General features: G+C 64.9%; 20 protein-coding genes and 1 tRNA gene. 16 read left to right on the top strand and 5 right to left on the bottom strand.

The window, feature by feature from the left end; translation table 11 throughout:
* Positions 1 to 39 precede the first annotated feature (39 nt).
* Together radA and ACY48M_RS09265 are read right to left on the bottom strand one after the other, a co-directional pair.
* The gene (gene radA / locus ACY48M_RS09270; RefSeq protein WP_462820000.1) at positions 40 to 1,395 is read right to left on the bottom strand and encodes a DNA repair protein RadA; all 1,356 of its coding nucleotides are present in this window, start codon (positions 1,393 to 1,395) and stop codon (positions 40 to 42) included.
* 3 nt (positions 1,396 to 1,398) lie between these two features.
* Complete coding sequence (locus ACY48M_RS09265; RefSeq protein ID WP_462819999.1) at positions 1,399 to 2,178, bottom strand: SGNH/GDSL hydrolase family protein; 780 nt, start codon at positions 2,176 to 2,178, stop codon at positions 1,399 to 1,401.
* Between the two features lie 52 nt (positions 2,179 to 2,230).
* On the opposite strand from ACY48M_RS09265, the gene ACY48M_RS09260 reads away from it, so the two are divergent.
* The 6 genes from ACY48M_RS09260 (at position 2,231) to ACY48M_RS09235 (ending at position 5,736) form a co-directional block, all read left to right on the top strand.
* Positions 2,231 to 2,770 carry a YaeQ family protein gene (locus tag ACY48M_RS09260; RefSeq protein ID WP_462819998.1) on the top strand — a complete coding sequence of 180 codons (540 nt, stop codon included), beginning with the start codon at positions 2,231 to 2,233 and terminating at the stop codon, positions 2,768 to 2,770.
* A gap of 47 nt (positions 2,771 to 2,817) precedes the next feature.
* Positions 2,818 to 2,907 (top strand) — tRNA-Ser (locus ACY48M_RS09255).
* A gap of 101 nt (positions 2,908 to 3,008) precedes the next feature.
* Entirely contained in the window at positions 3,009 to 3,173 is a 165-nt protein-coding gene (locus tag ACY48M_RS09250; protein ID WP_462819997.1) for a hypothetical protein, read from the top strand.
* A 44-nt stretch (positions 3,174 to 3,217) separates the two neighbouring features.
* On the top strand, positions 3,218 to 4,837 hold the full coding sequence (locus tag ACY48M_RS09245) for a sodium-dependent transporter (protein ID WP_462819996.1): 1,620 nt from the start codon (positions 3,218 to 3,220) through the stop codon (positions 4,835 to 4,837).
* Entirely contained in the window at positions 4,837 to 4,971 is a 135-nt protein-coding gene (locus tag ACY48M_RS09240) for a methionine/alanine import family NSS transporter small subunit (protein WP_462819995.1), read from the top strand. Before ACY48M_RS09245 ends, ACY48M_RS09240 begins: the two co-directional genes overlap by 1 nt.
* 69 nt (positions 4,972 to 5,040) lie before the next feature.
* A complete protein-coding gene (locus ACY48M_RS09235; protein WP_462819994.1) occupies positions 5,041 to 5,736 on the top strand; it encodes a TetR/AcrR family transcriptional regulator in 696 nt (231 codons plus the stop codon).
* Between the two features lie 6 nt (positions 5,737 to 5,742).
* Here the strand turns inward: ACY48M_RS09235 and ACY48M_RS09230 are convergent, their stop codons facing one another.
* Positions 5,743 to 7,029, bottom strand: coding sequence for an acyl-CoA dehydrogenase family protein (locus tag ACY48M_RS09230; RefSeq protein WP_462819993.1), 1,287 nt, complete (start codon positions 7,027 to 7,029; stop codon positions 5,743 to 5,745).
* A gap of 162 nt (positions 7,030 to 7,191) precedes the next feature.
* On the opposite strand from ACY48M_RS09230, the gene ACY48M_RS09225 reads away from it, so the two are divergent.
* Genes ACY48M_RS09225 through ACY48M_RS09200 form a run of 6 tightly spaced genes read left to right on the top strand, consistent with a single transcriptional unit; the run spans position 7,192 to position 13,124 of the window.
* On the top strand, positions 7,192 to 9,216 hold the full coding sequence (locus ACY48M_RS09225) for an ABC transporter permease (protein WP_462819992.1): 2,025 nt from the start codon (positions 7,192 to 7,194) through the stop codon (positions 9,214 to 9,216).
* The gene (locus ACY48M_RS09220) at positions 9,213 to 9,983 is read left to right on the top strand and encodes an ABC transporter ATP-binding protein (protein WP_462819991.1); all 771 of its coding nucleotides are present in this window, start codon (positions 9,213 to 9,215) and stop codon (positions 9,981 to 9,983) included. Before ACY48M_RS09225 ends, ACY48M_RS09220 begins: the two co-directional genes overlap by 4 nt.
* Entirely contained in the window at positions 9,980 to 10,735 is a 756-nt protein-coding gene (locus tag ACY48M_RS09215) for an ABC transporter ATP-binding protein (protein ID WP_462819990.1), read from the top strand. The genes ACY48M_RS09220 and ACY48M_RS09215 overlap by 4 nt, the downstream gene beginning before the upstream one ends.
* A gap of 13 nt (positions 10,736 to 10,748) precedes the next feature.
* A complete protein-coding gene (locus ACY48M_RS09210; RefSeq protein WP_462819989.1) occupies positions 10,749 to 12,032 on the top strand; it encodes an ABC transporter substrate-binding protein in 1,284 nt (427 codons plus the stop codon).
* Positions 12,033 to 12,066: 34 nt separating this feature from the next.
* Positions 12,067 to 12,588 carry a nuclear transport factor 2 family protein gene (locus tag ACY48M_RS09205; RefSeq protein ID WP_462819988.1) on the top strand — a complete coding sequence of 174 codons (522 nt, stop codon included), beginning with the start codon at positions 12,067 to 12,069 and terminating at the stop codon, positions 12,586 to 12,588.
* A 26-nt stretch (positions 12,589 to 12,614) separates the two neighbouring features.
* Complete coding sequence (locus ACY48M_RS09200; protein ID WP_462819987.1) at positions 12,615 to 13,124, top strand: nuclear transport factor 2 family protein; 510 nt, start codon at positions 12,615 to 12,617, stop codon at positions 13,122 to 13,124.
* 46 nt (positions 13,125 to 13,170) lie between these two features.
* On the opposite strand, the gene ACY48M_RS09195 is transcribed toward ACY48M_RS09200, so the two are convergent.
* Complete coding sequence (locus tag ACY48M_RS09195; RefSeq protein ID WP_462819986.1) at positions 13,171 to 14,229, bottom strand: magnesium and cobalt transport protein CorA; 1,059 nt, start codon at positions 14,227 to 14,229, stop codon at positions 13,171 to 13,173.
* Between the two features lie 94 nt (positions 14,230 to 14,323).
* On the opposite strand from ACY48M_RS09195, the gene ACY48M_RS09190 reads away from it, so the two are divergent.
* A complete protein-coding gene (locus ACY48M_RS09190) occupies positions 14,324 to 14,845 on the top strand; it encodes a nuclear transport factor 2 family protein (RefSeq protein ID WP_462819985.1) in 522 nt (173 codons plus the stop codon).
* A 26-nt stretch (positions 14,846 to 14,871) separates the two neighbouring features.
* Here the strand turns inward: ACY48M_RS09190 and ACY48M_RS09185 are convergent, their stop codons facing one another.
* Positions 14,872 to 15,675: an IclR family transcriptional regulator gene (locus ACY48M_RS09185; RefSeq protein WP_462819984.1), complete on the bottom strand. Its 804-nt coding sequence runs from the start codon at positions 15,673 to 15,675 to the stop codon at positions 14,872 to 14,874.
* 121 nt (positions 15,676 to 15,796) lie between these two features.
* Between ACY48M_RS09185 and ACY48M_RS09180 the strand changes: the two genes are divergently transcribed.
* From ACY48M_RS09180 to ACY48M_RS09170, 3 genes are all read left to right on the top strand, one after another.
* Positions 15,797 to 16,729 carry a VOC family protein gene (locus ACY48M_RS09180; protein ID WP_462819983.1) on the top strand — a complete coding sequence of 311 codons (933 nt, stop codon included), beginning with the start codon at positions 15,797 to 15,799 and terminating at the stop codon, positions 16,727 to 16,729.
* Positions 16,729 to 17,556: a fumarylacetoacetate hydrolase family protein gene (locus ACY48M_RS09175; protein WP_462819982.1), complete on the top strand. Its 828-nt coding sequence runs from the start codon at positions 16,729 to 16,731 to the stop codon at positions 17,554 to 17,556. The genes ACY48M_RS09180 and ACY48M_RS09175 overlap by 1 nt, the downstream gene beginning before the upstream one ends.
* 68 nt (positions 17,557 to 17,624) lie before the next feature.
* On the top strand, positions 17,625 to 19,058 hold the full coding sequence (locus ACY48M_RS09170) for an aldehyde dehydrogenase family protein (protein WP_462819981.1): 1,434 nt from the start codon (positions 17,625 to 17,627) through the stop codon (positions 19,056 to 19,058).
* Positions 19,059 to 19,096: the final 38 nt, after the last annotated feature.

Genomic DNA, 19,096 nt, shown 5'->3' with positions numbered 1-19,096 from the left:
CCTTTTGACCTCTCACGTGCTCTGACTGCGAGTGCGACCCTAAAACTGCGGCACTTCGGCCTGCACGGTCTCGGCGGTCGCGAAGGCGGTGCGCATGGCTTCGCGCAGGTGGCTGCTGTCGCTGTTGATGAGGGTGGTGAACCCGAGCCGGCGGGCTTCGGCGGCGCGCTGTTTGGCGTGCGACACGGGCCGGATTTCGCCAGCGAGGCTGATCTCGCCGACGGCTGCGAGTGAGCCGGCGAAGGCTTTGTCGCTGTAGGCGCTGGCGATTGCGAGCGCGATGGCGAGGTCGGCGCCCGGCTCGGTGAGCCGGATGCCGCCAACCGTCGAGACGTAGACATCGTGGGTGCTGAGCTGCATTCCGGCGCGGCGCTCGAGCACGGCGAGCAGCATGGCGACGCGGGAGGAGTCGACCCCGTTGGTGACGCGCCGCGGCTGCGGTGCTGAGCTCTTGACGATGAGCGCTTGCACTTCGACGGGGAGGGCGCGGCGACCTTCGACGGCGATGGTGACGCAGGTGCCGCTGACGGGGGCGGTGCCGCGACTCATGAACAGCCCGCTCGGGTCGGCGACTTCGGCGATGCCGTCGCCGGTCATCTCGAAGCATCCGACCTCATCGGTGGGGCCGAAACGGTTTTTGTGGGCGCGGATGAAGCGGAGCGACGTCTGCCGGTCGCCCTCGAACTGGCACACAACGTCGACGAGGTGTTCGAGCACGCGGGGGCCGGCGATGGAGCCGTCTTTTGTGACGTGGCCGACGAGGAGGAGGGGGAGCCCGCGGTCTTTGGAGACGCGGATGAGGGTGGAGGCGACCTCGCGCACCTGGCCGGGCTGACCGGCGAGGCCGTCGTTGAGTGACGATGAGACGGTCTGCACCGAGTCGACGATGAGCAGCTGCGGTTGCACCTGGTCGACCTGGCCGATGATGGTCGCGAGGTCGGTCTCGGCGGCGAGGTAGAGCGATGGATGCAGCGCGTCGGTGCGCTGCGCCCGCATCCGCACCTGGTTGACCGACTCTTCGGCCGAGACGTAGAGCACGCGCTGCCCGCTCTGCGCCGCTTTGGAGGCGACCTCAAGCAGGAGGGTGGACTTGCCGACACCGGGTTCGCCGCTCAGCAGGATGGTGGCGCCGGGCACGATGCCGCCGCCGAGCACGCGGTCGAACTCGTGGATGCCGCTCGGCCAGTGTTCGACCTCCGGCGCCGTGATGTCGGTGATGGGTCGGGCGACGCGGTCGTCGCCGATCGCGACAGGCTTGAGGGCCCGCACGATGCCGGTCGCTTCACTCGCCTCGGCGATCGTGCCCCACGCCTGGCATTCGCCGCAGCGGCCCGCCCACTTGAGGGTGGTCCACCCGCACTCGGTGCAGCGGAAGTTGGTGGTAGCGCGGGCCATGCCCTAAGCGTAGGCGGCACCACCGTCATCCGCTGCGCCGGGTCCGAGCCCTTTGGCGGCAACCGTCACGAGGGGCAAGAACGCCCGCTTCCAAGCGCGGTAGCCCCGGTCGTTCGGGTGAAAGAAGTCGGCAGCCACCTGATTGAGGGCATAGCGCACGACCCCCGCCCGATGGGTTTCGGCATAGACGGGGGCGGTGATGAGCCCGTGCCGCGCCGCCGTGCTGTGCAGGATCTCGTTGGCCTCGCGCACGCGCTTCTGCGCTGCGCCGACGTAGAAGCTCGGAATGTCGCCGACGATCGTGTGTGACGGCATAGCCGAGAACAGCTCCTCCACTTCTCGCTCGAACCGCGCGCGGTCGTAGGTGCCGATGTCGTTCGCCCCGAGGCCCAGCGTCACGAAGTCGGGGTGTCCGAGCTTGCGCATGGCGGGCAGCTGCACCTCGAGCGCCTCCCGCAGCCGCGCGCCAGAGACACTGAGATTGATGACACGGATGCTTCGCCCCGTCGTCTCGGCAAGCTCCTTCATGATCGCGCCGACGTAGCCACGGTGCGGCCTGCTCGCCCCGATGCCCTGCGCGAGCGAATCGCCCAGCACCACGTAGAGCAGTTCGCCCTCATGCTTGGCGTGCTCACGCCACCACTTGGAATGAACGGGCAGCAACTGCGCGAGTGTCTCCATGCCGCGCATCCGGCGCTGCTGCACGAGGGTGGTGGCGAGCGCACCTCCAGCCGCGAGCAGCGCGGTCGTGCTCGCGCCGACGAGGAGCTTGATGTGCTTCATGATCGAATCGTACGAATTCTCGCCTGTGAATGCGGCAGTAAACTCAACCTTCATGGCTGCCGGTGCTCTCATTCACACGTTCACTGTGCAGCTGGCCGACATGGATCGCGGAGCCTACGAAGAGCTGATGCTCCGCGTAGCCCGGCATCCCTCCGAGACGGCCGCATACATGATGACGCGGGTGCTGGCCTATCTCCTCGAGCACGAGGAGGGCATCGCGTTCAGTGAGGGCATATCCTCCACCGACGAACCGGCGGTCGTCGTGCGCGACCTCACCGGGCGGCTGACCGCATGGATCGAGGTCGGAGCCCCGGATGCTGCGCGCCTCCACCACGGCAGCAAACTCGCCGAACGGGTCGCCATCTACACCCACCGTGACCCCGCCAAGGTGCTCGCAGCGTGGGACGGCAAGACCATCCACCGGGCGGAAGAGATCGCCCTTCGCAGCTTCGAGGCGGGCTTCATCGATGCCGCGGTGGCGTCGCTCGGTCGCCGCAACGAGGTCACCCTCACCGTCACCGAGGGTCAGCTCTACCTCGACCTCAACGGCACGAGCCTGAGCTCTGGGCTCCTGGAGCATCCGCTCCGCTGACGCAGCCCCGTTCTGGGTTCAGGCCAGGGTGTAATACACTTGTCGGCGGAACCGTGTCCGAGCGGCCGAAGGTGCAACTCTCGAAAAGTTGTGTGGGTTAAAGCCCACCGTGGGTTCAAATCCCACCGGTTCCGCCAGCGAAAACCCCCGAGAAATCGGGGGTTTTCTGTTTTCGGTCTCTGCCAAGAACGAGCTCTCCGACGTACCATGGCGACACACGACGAAGGAGTCAGCAGACATGTCCGATTCACACGACGGTACGCCCAAGAACGACGAAGACGGCACCGAGAAGCCTGGCGGCGAGGGCAAGGACGGCACAATCCCCAGCCACCCCGACGGCGTCGCGGCAGGGTTCACGGGCGAGGAGTCCACCTTCGAGCCGGAGGAAGACGAGAAGGCCTGACGCTCACCCTTTCGGCATCTGCCGCGCGGGGGTAGGGTCGCGGCATGGCGACCGCAACGACGCAGCCTCGCAGGCGCGAGGCATTCGGTTCACGCAACGTGTTCATCCTCTCGGCCATCGGCTCTGCTGTCGGCCTTGGCAACATCTGGCGCTTCCCCTACGTCGCGTATGAGGGCGGCGGCGGCGCCTTCCTCATCCCGTACCTGTGCGCTCTGCTGACCGCCGGCATCCCGCTGCTGTTCTTCGACTACGCGATCGGGCACCGGTTCCGCGGATCGGCTCCGCTCGCCTTCAGACGGATGCATCGGGCTGCCGAGCCCCTCGGATGGTGGCAGGTGCTCATCTGCGCCATCATCGCCGTGTACTACGCGGTCATCATTGCGTGGGCCGCGATGTACACCTGGTTCTCGGCGCAACTTGCCTGGGGTGAGGGCAATGAGGAGGGTTTCTTCTTCACTGACTTCCTGCAGATGGGGGATGTCGCTGACGGGGGCGTGTCGACGACGTTTGTGCCACAGGTTGGCGTGCCGCTCGTGGTGATTTGGCTTGTGGTCATCGTGATCATGGCGCTCGGCGTGCGGCGCGGGATCGGCCGGGTCAACACGGTGCTGATGCCGCTGCTGACGGCAATGTTCGTCATCCTCGTCGTGCAGTCACTCTTCTTGCCGGGCGCGATGGAGGGGCTGAACGCCTTCTTCACCCCGAACTGGGAGGCGCTCGCCGACCCTGGCGTGTGGGCATCCGCCTATGGCCACATCTTCTTCTCGCTCTCGGTCGCGTTCGGCATCATGGTGACCTACGCGTCGTACCTCAAGCGCAAAACCGACCTCACCGGCTCGGGCCTGGTCGTCGCCTTCGCCAACTCCAGTTTCGAGATCCTTGCCGGCATCGGCGTCTTCGCGGCCCTCGGGTTTATGGCGCAGGCGCAGGGGACGGATGTCGCGGGGGTCGCGACATCCGGCATCGGTCTCGCCTTCATCGCCTTTCCGACGATCGTCTCGCAGGCGACTGGGGGGTCGATCATCGGTGTGCTGTTCTTCGGCGCGCTGGTGTTCGCCGGCATCACCTCACTCATCTCCGTGCTCGAGGTTGTCGTCGCCGCGCTGCAGGACAAGCTCGGGTGGACGCGCATCCGCACGACCCTCACGGTGTCCATCCCGCTGGCCATCGTTTCGATCGCGCTGTTCTCGACGACCACCGCACTCGCGGTGCTCGACACGACGGACGCGTTCGTCAACTCGTTCGGCATCATGGCGGTGGCCCTTGTCGCCGTCATTGTGGTCGCGTGGCTGCTGCAGAAGCTGCCGACGATGCAGGCCCATCTCAATGAACGATCGAGCTTCGGCGTCGGCCTGCTCTGGAAGGTGCTCATCGCGGGGCTCGCGCCGATCGTGCTCGGGTACCTGTTCATCACCGAACTCATCTCGAAGACCTCGGATCCGTACGGTGGGTATCCGGGCTGGTTCGTCGCCGTCTTCGGGTGGGGCATGGTGATCGCCCTCGTCGTCCTCGCGCTCCTGCTGTCGCTCCTACCGTGGAGCGGCCGCTCGCGGGCGAAGGACGATCCCGAGTATGACGAGTTCCTCACCGAGGAACACTACGATCCTGACCCGGAGACCGACACCGTGCGCATTGTTGATCGGCCGAAGAGTGGAGAACGCTGATGACCCCGACCGCCATCGTCATGATGATCGTTGCCCTCGTCACCGTGTGGGGCGGTTTGGCCGCCGCCATCATCAATCTCGCCCGTCACCCCGAAGTCGCCGAGACAGAACCGCCCGCGCCCATCGAGCTGTAGGGCTCGCGAGTCGTAATGTAACATTCAGGACACTGTTGTGACATTGCAAGTGCTGGAAGAAGGGACACCATGCCTCGGCCACGCGCGCAAGACGCGGGCGCGAAGCGGGAGGCCGTGCTCGCGGCGGCGACGGAGTTGCTGCTCTCAGGCGACTATGACGGCATGTCTATCGACCTGGTCGCGGCGAATGCCGGGGTGTCCAAAGCCACCATCTACGCGCATTTCTCGGACAAGCTGGGCTTGTTCCAAGCGGCAATGGGTCGCGCCGTTCAGCAGTGGGGCCCTGATCTCGAGATAGGCCTCGAGGTGGATAGTTCCGTCAGCAACATCGAGCGCCTCGTCCTGACACTCTCCGAGGTGGTGCGCCTTGCAACGCAGCCCGAACTGCTCGGCTTCTTCCGGGTCCTCATATCTGAGCGCCAGCGATGGGAGGGACTGCAGGGCATGCTTGAAGAGGCGCGGGCCGCCGTCGGAGTGCCGAGCTTTGTCGCCATGCTCGGCCCCTGCATCGAGGCGCTGGCCGCCGAGCGCGGGGTGAAGGTAGACGACCCGGAGCCCTGGGTATTTGTCTTGGTCAGCCTCGTCGCGCCAGGACTGCAGTTCGACATGCTGGTTTCAGACCTCGACCCCGATGAAGCGCTCATTGAGCAGCATGTGCGCTTCATCGTCGACATCTTCGTGAACGGGGTATTCCCCGCCGGCCGCAGCGAAATGGTGCTTCCCGCTGGGTATCGATACCTCGGAGCGGCGGGACTGCGACCGTGAACCGCGCTACGCCGTACCGGTCCTGTTTTGCAGCCCCGCCGCAAACATGTCGAACGGGGGCTGGCCGAGGAGCCGGCGGCCGGTGATCTCCGCAAGCGATTCGATGCGGAGCGCACCGTGCGACAAGATCACCTGAGCGTCGCGCGAATACCGTTGCAGAGGGTTTGACAGCGTCATGACCGACGATCCCAGAATCCGCACGAGCATGGTGATGGCGTCGTGGCTCAACTGTCCGGCATAGGCGAGGTCCATCGATCCTTGTGCTTCTTCATCCGCCGAGTAATCTTCGCCGATTGTCGCGAGGTAATCGATTTCGTCGGCGTACCGGGTGAGCGTCGCCTGCGCTGCGGCGATCATCGCTTTCGCTTTGCCTGCCGCGACCTGCGCTGACGCCATTTCGGCGACGGAGGGATACGGCGGGCTGAACGGCTTTCGTTGTTGCGCAAGCTCGGCAAAAACATCGAAGGCGCCCTGGGCCATGCCGACAACAATTCCGACCGTGAGCACGCCGACGGTCATCATCGAACCGCGCGCCTTCACCTTGTAGGCCAGGCCGGAGTAGCGCTGCGACACCGTGTCCATGTGCATCGGCAGTTCGGTCATGTCGACAAAGTGTGCATCCGGGATGAAGACCGGCGCGGTGGTGACGAGCGAATTCGAATCGGATGCGGCCATGCCGCTGACGTGCCAGTCATCGAGCCGGGTGAGGTCGGCCGGGTCGATCATGATGAGTACACGCCCGCTGCGGTCGCCCTCAGACCACTGGACACCACCGAACATCCACGCGCCATTGCGGTTGCCGGAAACATATGTCCACTTTCCTTCGACGAGCCAGCCGCCATCCGCCCTCGTCGCGGTGCCGGTGATCGCGGCGAAGGTCGAGCCTCCGACCGCGAGAGGGCCGACATGCCCCTCGAGCCGCGAATAAAGGTCGTGCGTGAGCTCAGGGCCAAACGCGCTAACCATGCGCAGAGAGCCGGCGACGAGGAAGGTCCACCCCGCCGCGCCATCGCCCCGGCCCAGGGCGGTGGCGATCTCCGCGACGTCGCGCGCGCCGAGTGCATAGCCGCCGAACTCGATAGGAGCGACGCATCGATAGAGGCCCAGTTCGGTGAGCGCCTCAAGAATCTCGGGATGGAGTCGCCCGTTCCGCTCGGCCTCAGCGCCGAGCTCGCGGATGCGTGGTTCAAGCTGTGCAATGCCTGCTGCGATTCGCCGGCCATGCTCGGAGAGATAGCGGGAGGCGAGGGGCGGGAGCGGGGACGTGCGTTCGGTGGGGCCGATCGTGGCCATGGTGGGGGACTCCTCAACACTCCGAAATGCGCGGGAAATTAACTACACTTGACAGTACTGCTACGGTGTCAACATAGCTCAATCTCCACGCACCATCGACCGACAAGGATGTCAGTTGTTCAAGTACCCTCGCCGAGACGCGCAGCCATCGGGGACTGTGACATGACGCAGATCATCGTCTTCGTGGTGCTCGGCCTTGGCGCGGGCGCACTCTATGCGGGGCTCTCGCTCGGCCTCGTACTGACCTATCGGGGCTCCGGAACCGTCAACATGGCGGTTGGGGCGATCGCGGCCTTCTCTGCGTACACGTTTTACGGGCTCCACACCGGCGGCTATCTCTGGCTGCTCCCGCTGCCGTGGCTACCAGATCGCATCCAGCTTGGAGACCCCTGGGGTGTCGTTCCAGCGCTCATCGTCTCGCTCATCCTGTCGGGGATCGTGGGTGGGCTCATCCAGCTCGTCGCCCTGTATCCCCTCCGGAATGCGAACCCGATGGCGCGTCTGCTCGCCACACTTGGCGCACTCATGGTGCTCAACACCGCGGCCGCCCTCCACTTCGGGAGCAACGCGCTGAGCGCCCCCGCCGTCTTCGACCCGAACGCATGGCTCGACATCTTCGGCACACGGATCCCGGCGAGCCGGCTCTCCATCGCAGCGGTTGTCGTCGTCGTCACCGTGATCGCGGTCGTGATCTATCGGTTCACGCGGTTTGGCCTCGCGACCCGGGCTGCCTCCGAAAACGAGGCGCTCGCGCAGGTGAACGGGCTGTCGCCCCGGACGCTGTCGATGGTCAACACGGTCGCCGCCGCTGTCGTATGCGGCGCGGTCGGCATCCTCTGCGCCTCACAGACACAGCTCGATCCGACAACAATCGCGCTCGCCGTCGTCCCCGCGCTCGGCGCGGCACTCCTCGCCCGCTTCACCTCGTTCGGCATCGCCGTCGCCGCCGGTTTTGGCCTGGGGATAGTGCAGTCGCTTGTGACCTACGTCCAGGCGCAGTCGTGGTTTCCCACCGTGGAGAGCCAGCAGATCCCAGGGGTTGCCGATCTCATCTTCTTCCTCGTCATCGTCGTGGCGGTGCTCTGGCGAGGCGATCGTCTGCCGCCACGTGGAACCATCCTCGAGCGAAGTCTGCCGAGCGCGCCTGAGCCCGAGCACATCCTGCGCCCGGCGATCATCGGCGGGGTCGTCGTCTTGGCGGGCGTGGCATTGCTGCCCTATGACTACCGCCAGGCGCTCGCGGTGTCGCTCATCGGCATCATCCTGTGTCTGTCACTCGTTGTTATCACCGGCTACCTCGGCCTTGTCTCGCTGCTGCAGGTGGCGCTCGCGGGAGCGGCCGGATTCGCAATGTGCCGGTTGGCGAATGAGCTCGGAATCGCCTTTCCGCTCGGCCCGATCCTGGCGATCGGTGTCTCAGTTGTGCTCGGCGTCGTCACCTCGGGCGCCGCGCTGCGCGTGCGAGGGATCAACCTCGCCATCCTCAGCATCTCGGCGGCGGTCACCCTCAAGAGCTTCGTCTTTCAGAACCCTGTGTTGGGTGCGGGTGGCTCAGCGCTCACCATCGATCAGCCTTCTGTCTTCGGCTTCAGCATCGGCACGGATTCCCCGTTCCGCATCCTCACTGATGGGGTGCCGAGCCCGCTGTTCGGAGTGCTGTGTGCTGTGTGTGCATTCGGCGCTGCGATCTTCGTCGCTCGGTTGCGCCGCTCGCCGCTCGGCAAGCGCATGCTTGCGGTGCGCTCAAACGAGCGGGCGGCCGCTGCGGCCGGCATCGCGGTGCGGCGCACCAAGGTCATTGGGGTCGCGATCGCGTCGGCACTCGCCGGGCTCAGCGGGGTGCTCTACACGTACAACTACGGTTCGGTAACCTCGGCCCGGTTCGACATCATGACGGCGCTCCTCTTTCTCGCGTTCGCCTACATCGCGGGCATCACTTCGGTGTCGGGCGCCGTGTTCGCCGGTCTCGCCGTCTCGGCCGGGTTGATGAGCCACCTACTCAACGAAACGATCGGCCTGACGTCGCAATGGCAGGCATTGCTCGGTGGTCTCGGGCTCGTGATCATGCTCGCTCGACAGCCGGAAGGCATCGCTGGGCAGCTTCGCGCCGACCGTGCCCGATGGCGGGCGAAACGTGAGGCGCGTCGAGCCTCTGAGTCGCAGCCCCAGCTGGAGGTGGTGTCATGAGCGCGGCGCTCGACGCACAGCAGATCTTCGTCTCCTACGGCGGCGTTCGGGCAGTTCAGGATGTGACCATCGCAGTGCAACCCGGCGAGCTCGTCGGGCTGATCGGGTCGAATGGCGCGGGAAAGACGACGTTTCTCGATGCCGTCACCGGGTTTGCCCGAGCCAAGGGTCGCGTCCTTGTCGACGGTATCGACGTCTCATCGATGGCGCCCGAGCGACGTGCCCGAGCGGGCCTCACCCGCACGTGGCAGGCGGGTGAATTGTTCGACGACCTCACCGTTCTCGACAACCTCACGGTGGCGTGGCAGGCGGCGCGCGACACTGCACATTCGACCTTGGGAGGCCGTGACGTGCCGACCCACATCGCCGATGCCGTGCACTTGCTCGGGATCGAGGACCTCATTTTCAGGATGCCGCCAGAGCTCACCACCGGGCAACGACGACTCGTCGGGGTCGCGCGCGGGCTGGCAGCGCGACCCAAGGTCTTATGCCTCGACGAACCGGCCGCTGGGCTCGACACCACCGAGAGTGCAGAACTTGGCGCGAGCCTTCGTCGAGTGTGTGGGCAGGGCACGGGGTTGTTACTCGTCGATCACGACATGGGGCTGGTGCTCGCCGTGTGCGACAGGGTTGTCGTGCTCGAATTCGGACGAGTGCTCGCCGAAGGCAGCCCCGAGGCCATCAGAAGCAATCCCGACGTCATCCGCGCCTATCTCGGAGAGATGGACCAGGCGGCTGCGGCTCCGACTACGGGGGTGACACCTTGAGTGAACCGCTTCTTCAACTGTCGGGCGTCAGCGCTGGATACGGCAACGGGCTCGTCATCCGCGACGTGGATCTCGCGGTTGCTCCGGGCGAGGTCGTCTCTCTGCTCGGGCCGAACGGCGCGGGCAAGACCAGCACGCTGCGTGCGATCTCGAGCCTGCTCCGACTGACCTCGGGCACCGTGCAGCTCTTTGGCCGCGACACGGCGGGCGCCACGGTCCAGTCGCTTGCTCGCGAGGGTCTGGGCTACGTGATGGAGGGGCACAGCGTCTTCGGCGGGCTGACCGTCGAGCAGCACTTTCGCCTTCGCAGCCGCGGGCAGAAGGTCGACAGTCGCGTCGCCTACGACTACTTTCCGGCGCTCGAGGCGTTGCGCACACGGCGGGCGGGTCTGCTGTCTGGTGGCGAGCAGCAAATGCTCGCGATCGCGAGTGTGCTCTCTCGCGGGCCGCGCCTCATCCTCATCGACGAGCTCAGCCAGGGCCTTGCACCGGTCATCGTCGAGCGAATACTGCCGGTGCTCCAACGGTACGCCGATGAGACAGGTGCAGGAATCCTGCTCGTCGAACAGCGCGTCCACCTCGCGCTGGCGATCGCCGATCGCGGGGCGCTGCTCGTCCACGGCGAGATCGCCTTCGACAGTCCGGCTGCCGCGTTGCGCGCGGATACAGACCTTATCGCCTCGAGTTACCTCGGGGCAGCCGGCCCAACGCCCTCAAGCTCCACACCTCGCACCTCCCGTCACATTCCCTAAAGGAGAAACACGCATGAACAGAAACACCCACCGGTTTGGCCGCGCTGCTGCGGCTGGCCTTGCTGCAGCCCTGGTTCTTGCTGGCTGCGCAGCGACATCAACAGACGACTCGGGTTCCGGCGAAGGTGCCGGATACTCCGACGAGGCAATCGCGACGTTCACGTCATACACGGGCGGTGCCGCCGGTGAAGCGACGGGCGAACCGATCAAGCTTGGCTGGATTAACAGTCAGGGCGGCGCCCAGGACTTCTCGCAGTACACCGTTTCGGCCAATGCTGCTGTCGAGCTCATCAATGAGGAGCTTGGCGGTGTCGACGGGCGTCCGATCGAACTCGTCGAGTGTTTTGTCGGTGACGCCGATGAGCAGGGCCAGGTGTGTGGGCAGGAGTTCCTCAACGACCCGGAAATCGTCGGGGTGGTCTCCGGCTCGCTCATCAGCGGCAACGCCACGTTCCACCAGACGCTCGACGGTCAAGTTCCAGTGCTCGGCACGATTGCGAACGATGCGATCGATGCATCCTCGGAGAACTCCTACTATCTTGCCTCCGGCCAGTTCGGGATCATGGGTGTCGTCACCTACGCGGCAGAGTTCTTGGAAGCTGACACGGTCGCAATGACCGCGCCCGCAGGCATCGCAGTAGTCCAGGAGTTGACAGCAGGCCTGACTGCCGCCTTTGAGGCGGCTGGGATCACCGTAACGCAGTCGACATACGACGGCGGCGGCACGGACTACAGCGCCGCGCTCATCGCGAGTGGCGCGAGCGACGCCGACATGCTGATGGCCATCACAGGCACACCGAACCAGTGCACCTCGATTGCGCAGGGACTCCAGACCCTCGGCATCACCACCCCGACGGTCGGCTTCGACACCTGCCTCTCCGACGCCGTGGAAAGTGCCCTCGGCGACCACGCACAGTGGACCTACCAAGGCCAGGCCGTCAATGTCTCTGCGGGCAGTAGCGACCCCGAGACGCAGGCGCAGATCGCGGCCTACGGCGAGTGGGTTGCGAACAGCGAGGCAGCAGACTCACAGGATTCGGTGCTCACGCTTCAGCTTCTGCTGTCGGCTGCGCAAGTGCTGAACTCGACGAGTGACGACATCACGCGCGACACGGTCGGCGACGCCATGGCGCAGTTCACGGGACCTGCATTCCTTGGGCTCGGTGAGTTGGCGTTCAACTCGACCCCCGACCTCGGCGCTCTCGGCACATTCTCGTCTCGCGCTTACACCTACATGGGTGATGGCGAGTGGGTCGATGCGACCGACGGCGAACTCATCCAGCCGCCGGCCAGCTGATCCGCTTCTGACTGACGAATAAGGAGATCGTGCAATGACCACACTGGGCCAGTTCGACGGATTTCAGGTGAACGGAAGTGTTGTTGAGATCGTCAACGACGAGCTCTTCGCCACCTGGATGGATCGCGCAGACTTCGCAGCGGCGGTCGTCGGCAACGACGACGCGACGATAGCGAATCGCAAGCTCGCGATGGACTTCGAGGCCGAGCTGGCCCAGTTGGTTGCACATGACACGATCGATGCCGGTATCGATGCGCTCCTCGAGCGCTACCTCACCGCAGATTATGTCCAACACGACCCGCTGATCGGCGACGGTCGCGAGGCGTTGGCCGCGTGGTTCCGAGGTGGTGCTGCCGGGCCGACGCCGCCTCCTCCAGTCGCAATCACATCGACTGGCGATCTCGTGAGCGTCGTGCTGCAGGTGCCGCCGGGTGCGTTCGGGCCAGACCCGGCCTACCTCACGACGACGTACCGAGTGCGCGATGGCCGTCTCGCAGAACACTGGGGCATGCTGGCCCTCGTCGTCCGCTCACTCGGCACCCCGTCCGCCGAGTGAGCGCGCACAGTGAACGGAATGCAGAGATGAGTGATTTCGTCGTGAAGCACGGCATTGTCACTGTGCTCGATCCTGGCCTGTTTGACACCTGGTACGACCGGCCCGACTACCTCGAGGCACTCGTGGCGTCTGATGACGAGCGTGTGCGCAGCATGCGCAAGCTGGTCCTCGACTTCAACGTCGAGTTGCTGCGCGCCGTGGTGTCTGGTCGTGTCGACTCGGAGATCGACGGCATCCTCGAGCGTTACATTTCTGAGGACTACCGGCAACACGATCCCAACATCGACGATGGGCGAGAAGCGCTCGCCGCGTGGTTTCGCAGCGGTGCACTCGGGCTCGGTGCCGGGTCGCCGGTGGCCATCATGGTGGATGGCGTCATTGTGACCCTTCTCCTGCAGCTCCTGCTGCCCGACCCAACCGCACCTGGGCAAACGTATGACTTCTTTCTCCTCACCTCCTACCGGGTAGAGGATGGGCGCCTTGCCGAGCATTGGGCGCCGTGGCAAAAGATGGTGCCGGGCGAGCGCCCCGTGTAACACACGCGGGCGGCCCGTGCCAAGAGTTGCAGGAGGTTGCACCGACTCACAGCCAGCGCTTTCGCTTGAATATGCCCCAGAGTGCGAGGCCGCCAGCGAGCATGGCTGCGATCGAGAGCGGATAGCCGATGGGCCAGTCAAGCTCAGGCATGTAGGTGAAGTTCATGCCGTAGATCGTGCCGATGAGGGTTGGCGCAAAGAGAATGGCGGCCCACGCAGAGATCTTCTTAACCTGCTCGTTCTGTTTCAGGCTGGTCTCGGAGAGCGCAAGCGTCGTCTCGTTCTGAGCGAGGCTGGCTTCCGAAAGTCGACGCATCTCGTCGTTCTGCTGCTGGGTTGCCAGGGTCGAGTGCACCGTGAGCGCACTCTCGAGCAGAGTGCGGAACGCGTCGGCGCGTTCCGAGATGCGGAGCACGTGGTCGTGAACGTCGCGGAACGCTCGCTGGAGTTCGAGGTCGAGGCTGTACTTCTCGGCTCCGCGGAGGAGCGCTTCGAGCATGCCTGGCAGAGGACCGGTCGCACGCTGAAACGAGATCACCTCGCGCAGCAGCTCATAGATGCGGCGGGAGACCTTCGGTGACCCGCCGAACAGGTCGTCTTCAATTTCGTCGATGTCGTTCTCGAGACCGGCAATGACCGGCGCATAGCCGTCGACGACCTCGTCGAGCACCGCATAGAGCACCGCTTCGGGGCCGAGCGCGAGCACTTCAGGGCTTGCTTCCATCCGGTCTCGCACCTTCGCGAGATCTGGGCTTTCGGCGTGCCGCACCGTTACCACGAACCCTGGCCCCATGAACAGGTGGACCTCGCCAAATTCAACGACTTCTTCGGCGTCGAGATACCGTGCTGGTCGCAGGACGACGAACAGCGTGGTGCCGTAGCGTTCGAGCTTGGCCCGTTGATGCCCCTTCAGGGCGTCTTCAACTGCGAGTCGATGAAGACTGAACTCCTGGGCGACCGAGAGCAGTTCGCGCTCGTCGGGCCGGTAGAGCCCGATCCAGGCGAGTCCCTTGAGTTCGTGGAGCAGCTCAAACGTCTCGTCGAGCGTGCCCGGTGATCCGGTGCGTCGCCCGTTCACATAGATTCCGTTGTCGATCAGCGCCATGATCCTCCTTGCTTCACTCGAACCGTACTGTAGACGCAGGGTACTTTTGCCCAGCGTCCCAGACGCCATGGCTTTGAGTGAGAAGGAGTGTGCAGTGACCGCACCGATCCCGTTCGACGGGTTCCAGCTGAACGGGAGCATCGTCGAGATTCTCGATGACGAGGTCTTCGGCACCTGGATGTATCGCGAAGACTTCATGGCGGCGGTCGTCGGTGACGATGATGCGACGGTCGCCAATCGCAAGCTCGCGATGGACTTCGAGGTCGAGATGGCCCGGTTGGTGGCGAACGGCACCGTCGATGCTGGGGTTGACGACCTACTTGAGCGCTACCTCGCCGAAGACTACGTGCAGCATGACCCGCTGATTGGCGACGGCCGCGCGCCGTTGGCCGAGTGGTTTCGGGGTGGCGCAGCTGGCCCGAAGCCTCCGCCCCCGGTCGCGATCACAGCGACGGGAGATCTGGTGAGCGTGCTCCTGCAGGTGCCGCACGGGGCCTTCGGGCCAGATCCGGCCTTCCTCACCACCACCTATCGGGTGCGCGACGGCCAGCTCGCCGAACACTGGGGCATGCTCGCCCTTGTGCTCCGGGCGATCGGTGCGCCGAACGGCGAGTAAGCGCACAGCGCTAGAGCGAAGGCGACCTAGCCTTCGAGCAGCTGCGCCCGCTCGCTGAGTTCTTGCGCTGCCCTGGTCACCGATTCCACCATCGCCGGAAGCTCGCCGGGGGCAAGCCGCGACTGCAGAAGCACGATGCTGATTGCGGCGACAACGTTCTCGCTATTGCCGAAGATGGGGGCAGCGATGCCCATGGCCTCCGCGTTGACCTCCCCACGCGTGACCGAGTGCCCATCGGCGCGGATGCTCCGTAGCCGGTCAACGATCGCGTCGGGATCTGTCAGCGTCGCGTCGGCGAAGCGCGTGAGTGGCTGGGCGGCAAGCATGGTGCGCACCCGGTCTTCTGGCAACCACGCCAGGAGCACGAGCGCTGACGCGCCCGCATTGAGGTTCAGCAGCGAGCCGCGCTCGTACATCAGCCGCACATACTGACCCTGCCACTCCTCGCGCTCGAGGCAGACAATCGAGGTGCCCGACAGTTTGGTCAAGAGCACCGTTTGGTGGTGGGTGTGCGCCAGCGCGCGCATGGTCGGGAGGGCCAGCTCGGCGATTCCCTGGCCGCGCCTCGCGATCCGTGACAGCTGCAATATCTTGACGCCCAGACGAAAGCCGCGACCAGGATCCTCTTCGAGAAAGGATGCCTGGACGAGCGTCTGCAGGTAGCGATACGCCGTCGAGCGGGCGACCCCGAGGGTTTCGGCTACCTCTGCCGCCGTGATGAGGAGACGTTCGTCGGAGAACATTTCCAGAATCGTCAGTGCGCGGTCGGCGGTGCTGTTCCGCTCACGATATCCACTGACACTCGGGGGGCTCTCACTGTCGCGTCTCACCTGCTCAGCGTACAGAGACAGAGAACACAGTGGAGTTGTACTGAAAATCAGGTTACATTACCTATATAGCAGGACACCGATCGATGGAGTCGGCCTGGGAGGCATGAGAAAGGACACGCGGGTGGATACACCGAAGCGAGTAACCCTGACGCAGAATGAAAACGCTGGCACCCTCCGCAAGACGGCGGTGTCACACATCGGGTTTCGAGTGCCCGACGTCGCGGCCACCGAGAAGTTCTATTCGCGCGTGCTCGGTATGGTGCGCCAGGGTGAGCTGGCCGACGGCGGCGTCAGGCTCGGCTGGGGGACCGGCCACCATGTTGTGGATCTGCTCCCGGGAGAGCAGGGTCTCGCCTATTACGGCTTCGAGGTGAGGGATGACAACGGGCTGAGCGGTATCCGTGACCGGCTCGCCGCGGCCGGGCACGAGACCTTCGAGATCGATCCCTCGTTCATCGTGGCGCCTGTCGGGGAGCCGAAAGGCTTCGTCGTGATCGATCCGGATGGCACCGAGGTCCACTTCCACTCCGAGGTGCACCGCCAGGGCGAGAATGCGGCTGACACGGCACGCCGCCCGGTGAAGTTTCAGCACACGACTCTCGCGACCAAGAACATCGAGCGCATGGTTGCGTTCTTTGTCGACACGATCGGCTTCCGCATCTCGGATCAGCTCGCCGACGGCCGATTCTGCTGGCTCCGCAGCGACAAAGATCACCACACGCTTGCACTGGTGGTCACCGGTCGCGAGGGCGACATCGATCACTATTCCTACGACCTCTCCGAATGGGAGGACTTCAAGTCCTGGTGCGACCGACTCACCGAGCTCGATGTCACCGTGCAGTGGGGTCCCGGTCGGCATGGTCCCGGCAACAACCTCTTCGTCTTCTTCGACGACCCGGCGGGCAACCACATCGAGTTGTCGGCAGAGATGGAGAAATTCTGGGATGACGTCGTGGCCTATGAGCCGCGCCGTTGGGAACCCATCCCGCAGAGCGTGAATCTCTGGGGAGGACAAACGCCCGTGTGGCGCCAAGTGAGTGGAGGACGGATCTAATGGCATATATCAGCTACCGTGCAGACGGGCAGAATCGAGTCGGGGTCGTCGATGGCGACAGCATCATCCCGCTCGAAGGGATTACGTCGATCGGGCCGGATGCCGGAATCGATGAGCTGCGAGCGGCGGCCCGGCAGACTGGGCTCGCAGTGCCGAGAAGCTCGGTCACACTGCTGCCGTCGAGCCCGAGTGCGGCCAAGATCTTCTGTGTTGGCCTGAACTACACGGCGCACGTCGAAGAGACCAAGCGCGACCTGCCCACCTATCCGGTGCTCTTTCCGAAGTTCGCTTCGAATCTCATCGCCGCGGACGACGACATCGTCGTGCCGCCCGAATCGCAGCAGGTCGACTACGAGGCCGAGCTGGCGGTCATCATTGGCCGCGCCGGTCGACGGATCGCCAAGGCCGATGCTCTGGATTATGTGCTCGGCTACTCCGTCGCCAACGACGTCACGATGCGCGACTACCAATACAAGACGCACCAGTGGATGCAGGGCAAGGCCTGGGATGCGTCGACCCCCCTCGGCCCGACGATCGTCACTCCCGACGAGGTCGACATCTCCGCCTCGGGCATCCGCGCCGTGTTAAACGGGCAGGTCGTGCAGGACTCGGATCTGTCGAAGCTCATCTTCGACATCCCGACCCTCATTGCGGTCGTCTCCGAGTTCACTGAGCTCCAAGCTGGCGACGTCATTTTGACGGGGACGCCTGGCGGCGTCGGCTTCCGACGCGACCCGCAGGTCTTTCTCACGCCGGGCGACCGCGTGGTGGTGGAGATCGACGGCGTCGGGCGGATTGACAGTCAGGTCGCAGCGGAGGAGCATTGACGATAAGCATCCGATCTCATAATGTGATAATTCACGACCGATGACAACGAAGCCATTCAGGAGTTGCAATGCCCGATAGTCCATTCACCACGACGCCGGCCGCGCACTACATCGGTGGCCAGTGGCGCACCATCGGTTCGCTCACAGAGTCGATCAACCCCGCCACCGATGAGGTGCTCGGAGAGTTCTACGACGGTGGCCTCGACGCCGCGAAGGAGGCAATCGCCGCGGCACACGCAACCTTCACGACGAGCGAATGGCGATCAAATCGCGAACTCAGGGCGCGTGCCCTGTGGGACATCTCGCTCGTGCTCGAGAAGAACCTCGATCGCATCGCAACAGCGATCACGCTCGAGAACGGCAAGCCGCTCGGCCAGGCGCAGTTCGAGCTCAGTATTGCCGCGCCAAAGCTGCGCTACTTCGCCGGACTCGCGCTGACCGATCTCGGCACCGCGTCAGAGACCGCTGGAGGGTTCTCCCTGCTGGTGCGGGAGCCGATCGGGGTCGCCGGCGTGATCGTGCCGTGGAACTCTCCCGGCGTGCTGTCGATCCGCTCGATCGCGCCAGCGCTGGCGGCCGGCTGCACCGTCGCGGTGAAGATGCCGGCCCAGACCGCGCTCACCAACGCGCTGATCGCCGAACTGTTCGCCGAGACGGGCTCGCTGCCGCCCGGCGTGGTCAACTTCTTCACCGAAACCGGCGACGAGGGCGCCAAAGAGCTTGTGACCAGCCCAGATGTGGGGGTCGTGAGCTACACGGGGAGCTCGGCGGTCGGTGCCAGAATCATGGCCGCTGCGGCGCCGCAACTGAAGCGGGTCTCGCTCGAGCTTGGCGGCAAGACGCCGATGATCGTGTTCGATGACGCGGATCTCGATGTCGTGGTGCCCACCCTCACGGCGGCTGTCACTACCTTCGCCGGCCAGTTCTGCATGACCGGCAGCCGGGTCATCGCGCACACTGTGATTGCAGACGAGCTTCGCGATCGCCTCGCCGCCTCACTCGCTGCGGTGCGGATCGGCCCCGGCATCGAGCCCGACACGGAGATGGGTCCGCTCATCGACCGGGCGTCTGTCGAGCGGGTCGACCGCTTGGTCGGTGGCAGTGATGGCGAGATGATTCTGCGAGGCGGGGCCGTCGAAGGTCCAGGAGCGTTCTACCGGCCAAGCCTTGTGGGCGTGGCGGACCTCCACTCACCGCTGATTCAAGACGAGGTGTTCGGCCCTGTCGCGACCTTCGAGACCTTCGACGGCGAAGATGAGGCCATCCACCGCGCCAACGCGACAGACTACGGGCTCTCCGCCTCGCTCTGGACCGCAGACGGTGCCCGTTCACTTCGCATGTCGAAAGCGATCGAAGCCGGCACGGTGTGGACGAACTCGTGGGCGCAGATCTTTGACCAGTTCGAAGAGGGCGGCTACAAGAAGAGCGGCCTCGGACGACTGAACGGCCCGGGCGGGCTCGCCGAGTTCCAAGAGGTCAAGCACATCTACCGCGCCAGCTGAGCGACGGGTCACAACGGCCAAGAGCCCGGATCGGGAGC

Source organism: Homoserinimonas flava, from assembly GCF_054969005.1.
Note: the sequence above shows the minus strand (reverse complement) of the source record. Positions and strands in the feature narration are given on the sequence as shown.

Excerpts from the sequence above, each read along its gene's own strand:
- radA (WP_462820000.1), bottom strand. The coding sequence starts at position 1,395 with ATGGCCCGCGCTACCACCAACTTCCGCTGCACCGAGTGCGGGTGGACC.
- ACY48M_RS09265 (WP_462819999.1), bottom strand. The coding sequence starts at position 2,178 with ATGAAGCACATCAAGCTCCTCGTCGGCGCGAGCACGACCGCGCTGCTC.
- ACY48M_RS09260 (WP_462819998.1), top strand. The coding sequence starts at position 2,231 with ATGGCTGCCGGTGCTCTCATTCACACGTTCACTGTGCAGCTGGCCGAC.
- ACY48M_RS09250 (WP_462819997.1), top strand. The coding sequence starts at position 3,009 with ATGTCCGATTCACACGACGGTACGCCCAAGAACGACGAAGACGGCACC.
- ACY48M_RS09245 (WP_462819996.1), top strand. The coding sequence starts at position 3,218 with ATGGCGACCGCAACGACGCAGCCTCGCAGGCGCGAGGCATTCGGTTCA.
- ACY48M_RS09240 (WP_462819995.1), top strand. The coding sequence starts at position 4,837 with ATGACCCCGACCGCCATCGTCATGATGATCGTTGCCCTCGTCACCGTG.
- ACY48M_RS09235 (WP_462819994.1), top strand. The coding sequence starts at position 5,041 with ATGCCTCGGCCACGCGCGCAAGACGCGGGCGCGAAGCGGGAGGCCGTG.
- ACY48M_RS09230 (WP_462819993.1), bottom strand. The coding sequence starts at position 7,029 with ATGGCCACGATCGGCCCCACCGAACGCACGTCCCCGCTCCCGCCCCTC.
- ACY48M_RS09225 (WP_462819992.1), top strand. The coding sequence starts at position 7,192 with ATGACGCAGATCATCGTCTTCGTGGTGCTCGGCCTTGGCGCGGGCGCA.
- ACY48M_RS09220 (WP_462819991.1), top strand. The coding sequence starts at position 9,213 with ATGAGCGCGGCGCTCGACGCACAGCAGATCTTCGTCTCCTACGGCGGC.
- ACY48M_RS09210 (WP_462819989.1), top strand. The coding sequence starts at position 10,749 with ATGAACAGAAACACCCACCGGTTTGGCCGCGCTGCTGCGGCTGGCCTT.
- ACY48M_RS09205 (WP_462819988.1), top strand. The coding sequence starts at position 12,067 with ATGACCACACTGGGCCAGTTCGACGGATTTCAGGTGAACGGAAGTGTT.
- ACY48M_RS09200 (WP_462819987.1), top strand. The coding sequence starts at position 12,615 with ATGAGTGATTTCGTCGTGAAGCACGGCATTGTCACTGTGCTCGATCCT.
- ACY48M_RS09195 (WP_462819986.1), bottom strand. The coding sequence starts at position 14,229 with ATGGCGCTGATCGACAACGGAATCTATGTGAACGGGCGACGCACCGGA.
- ACY48M_RS09175 (WP_462819982.1), top strand. The coding sequence starts at position 16,729 with ATGGCATATATCAGCTACCGTGCAGACGGGCAGAATCGAGTCGGGGTC.
- ACY48M_RS09170 (WP_462819981.1), top strand. The coding sequence starts at position 17,625 with ATGCCCGATAGTCCATTCACCACGACGCCGGCCGCGCACTACATCGGT.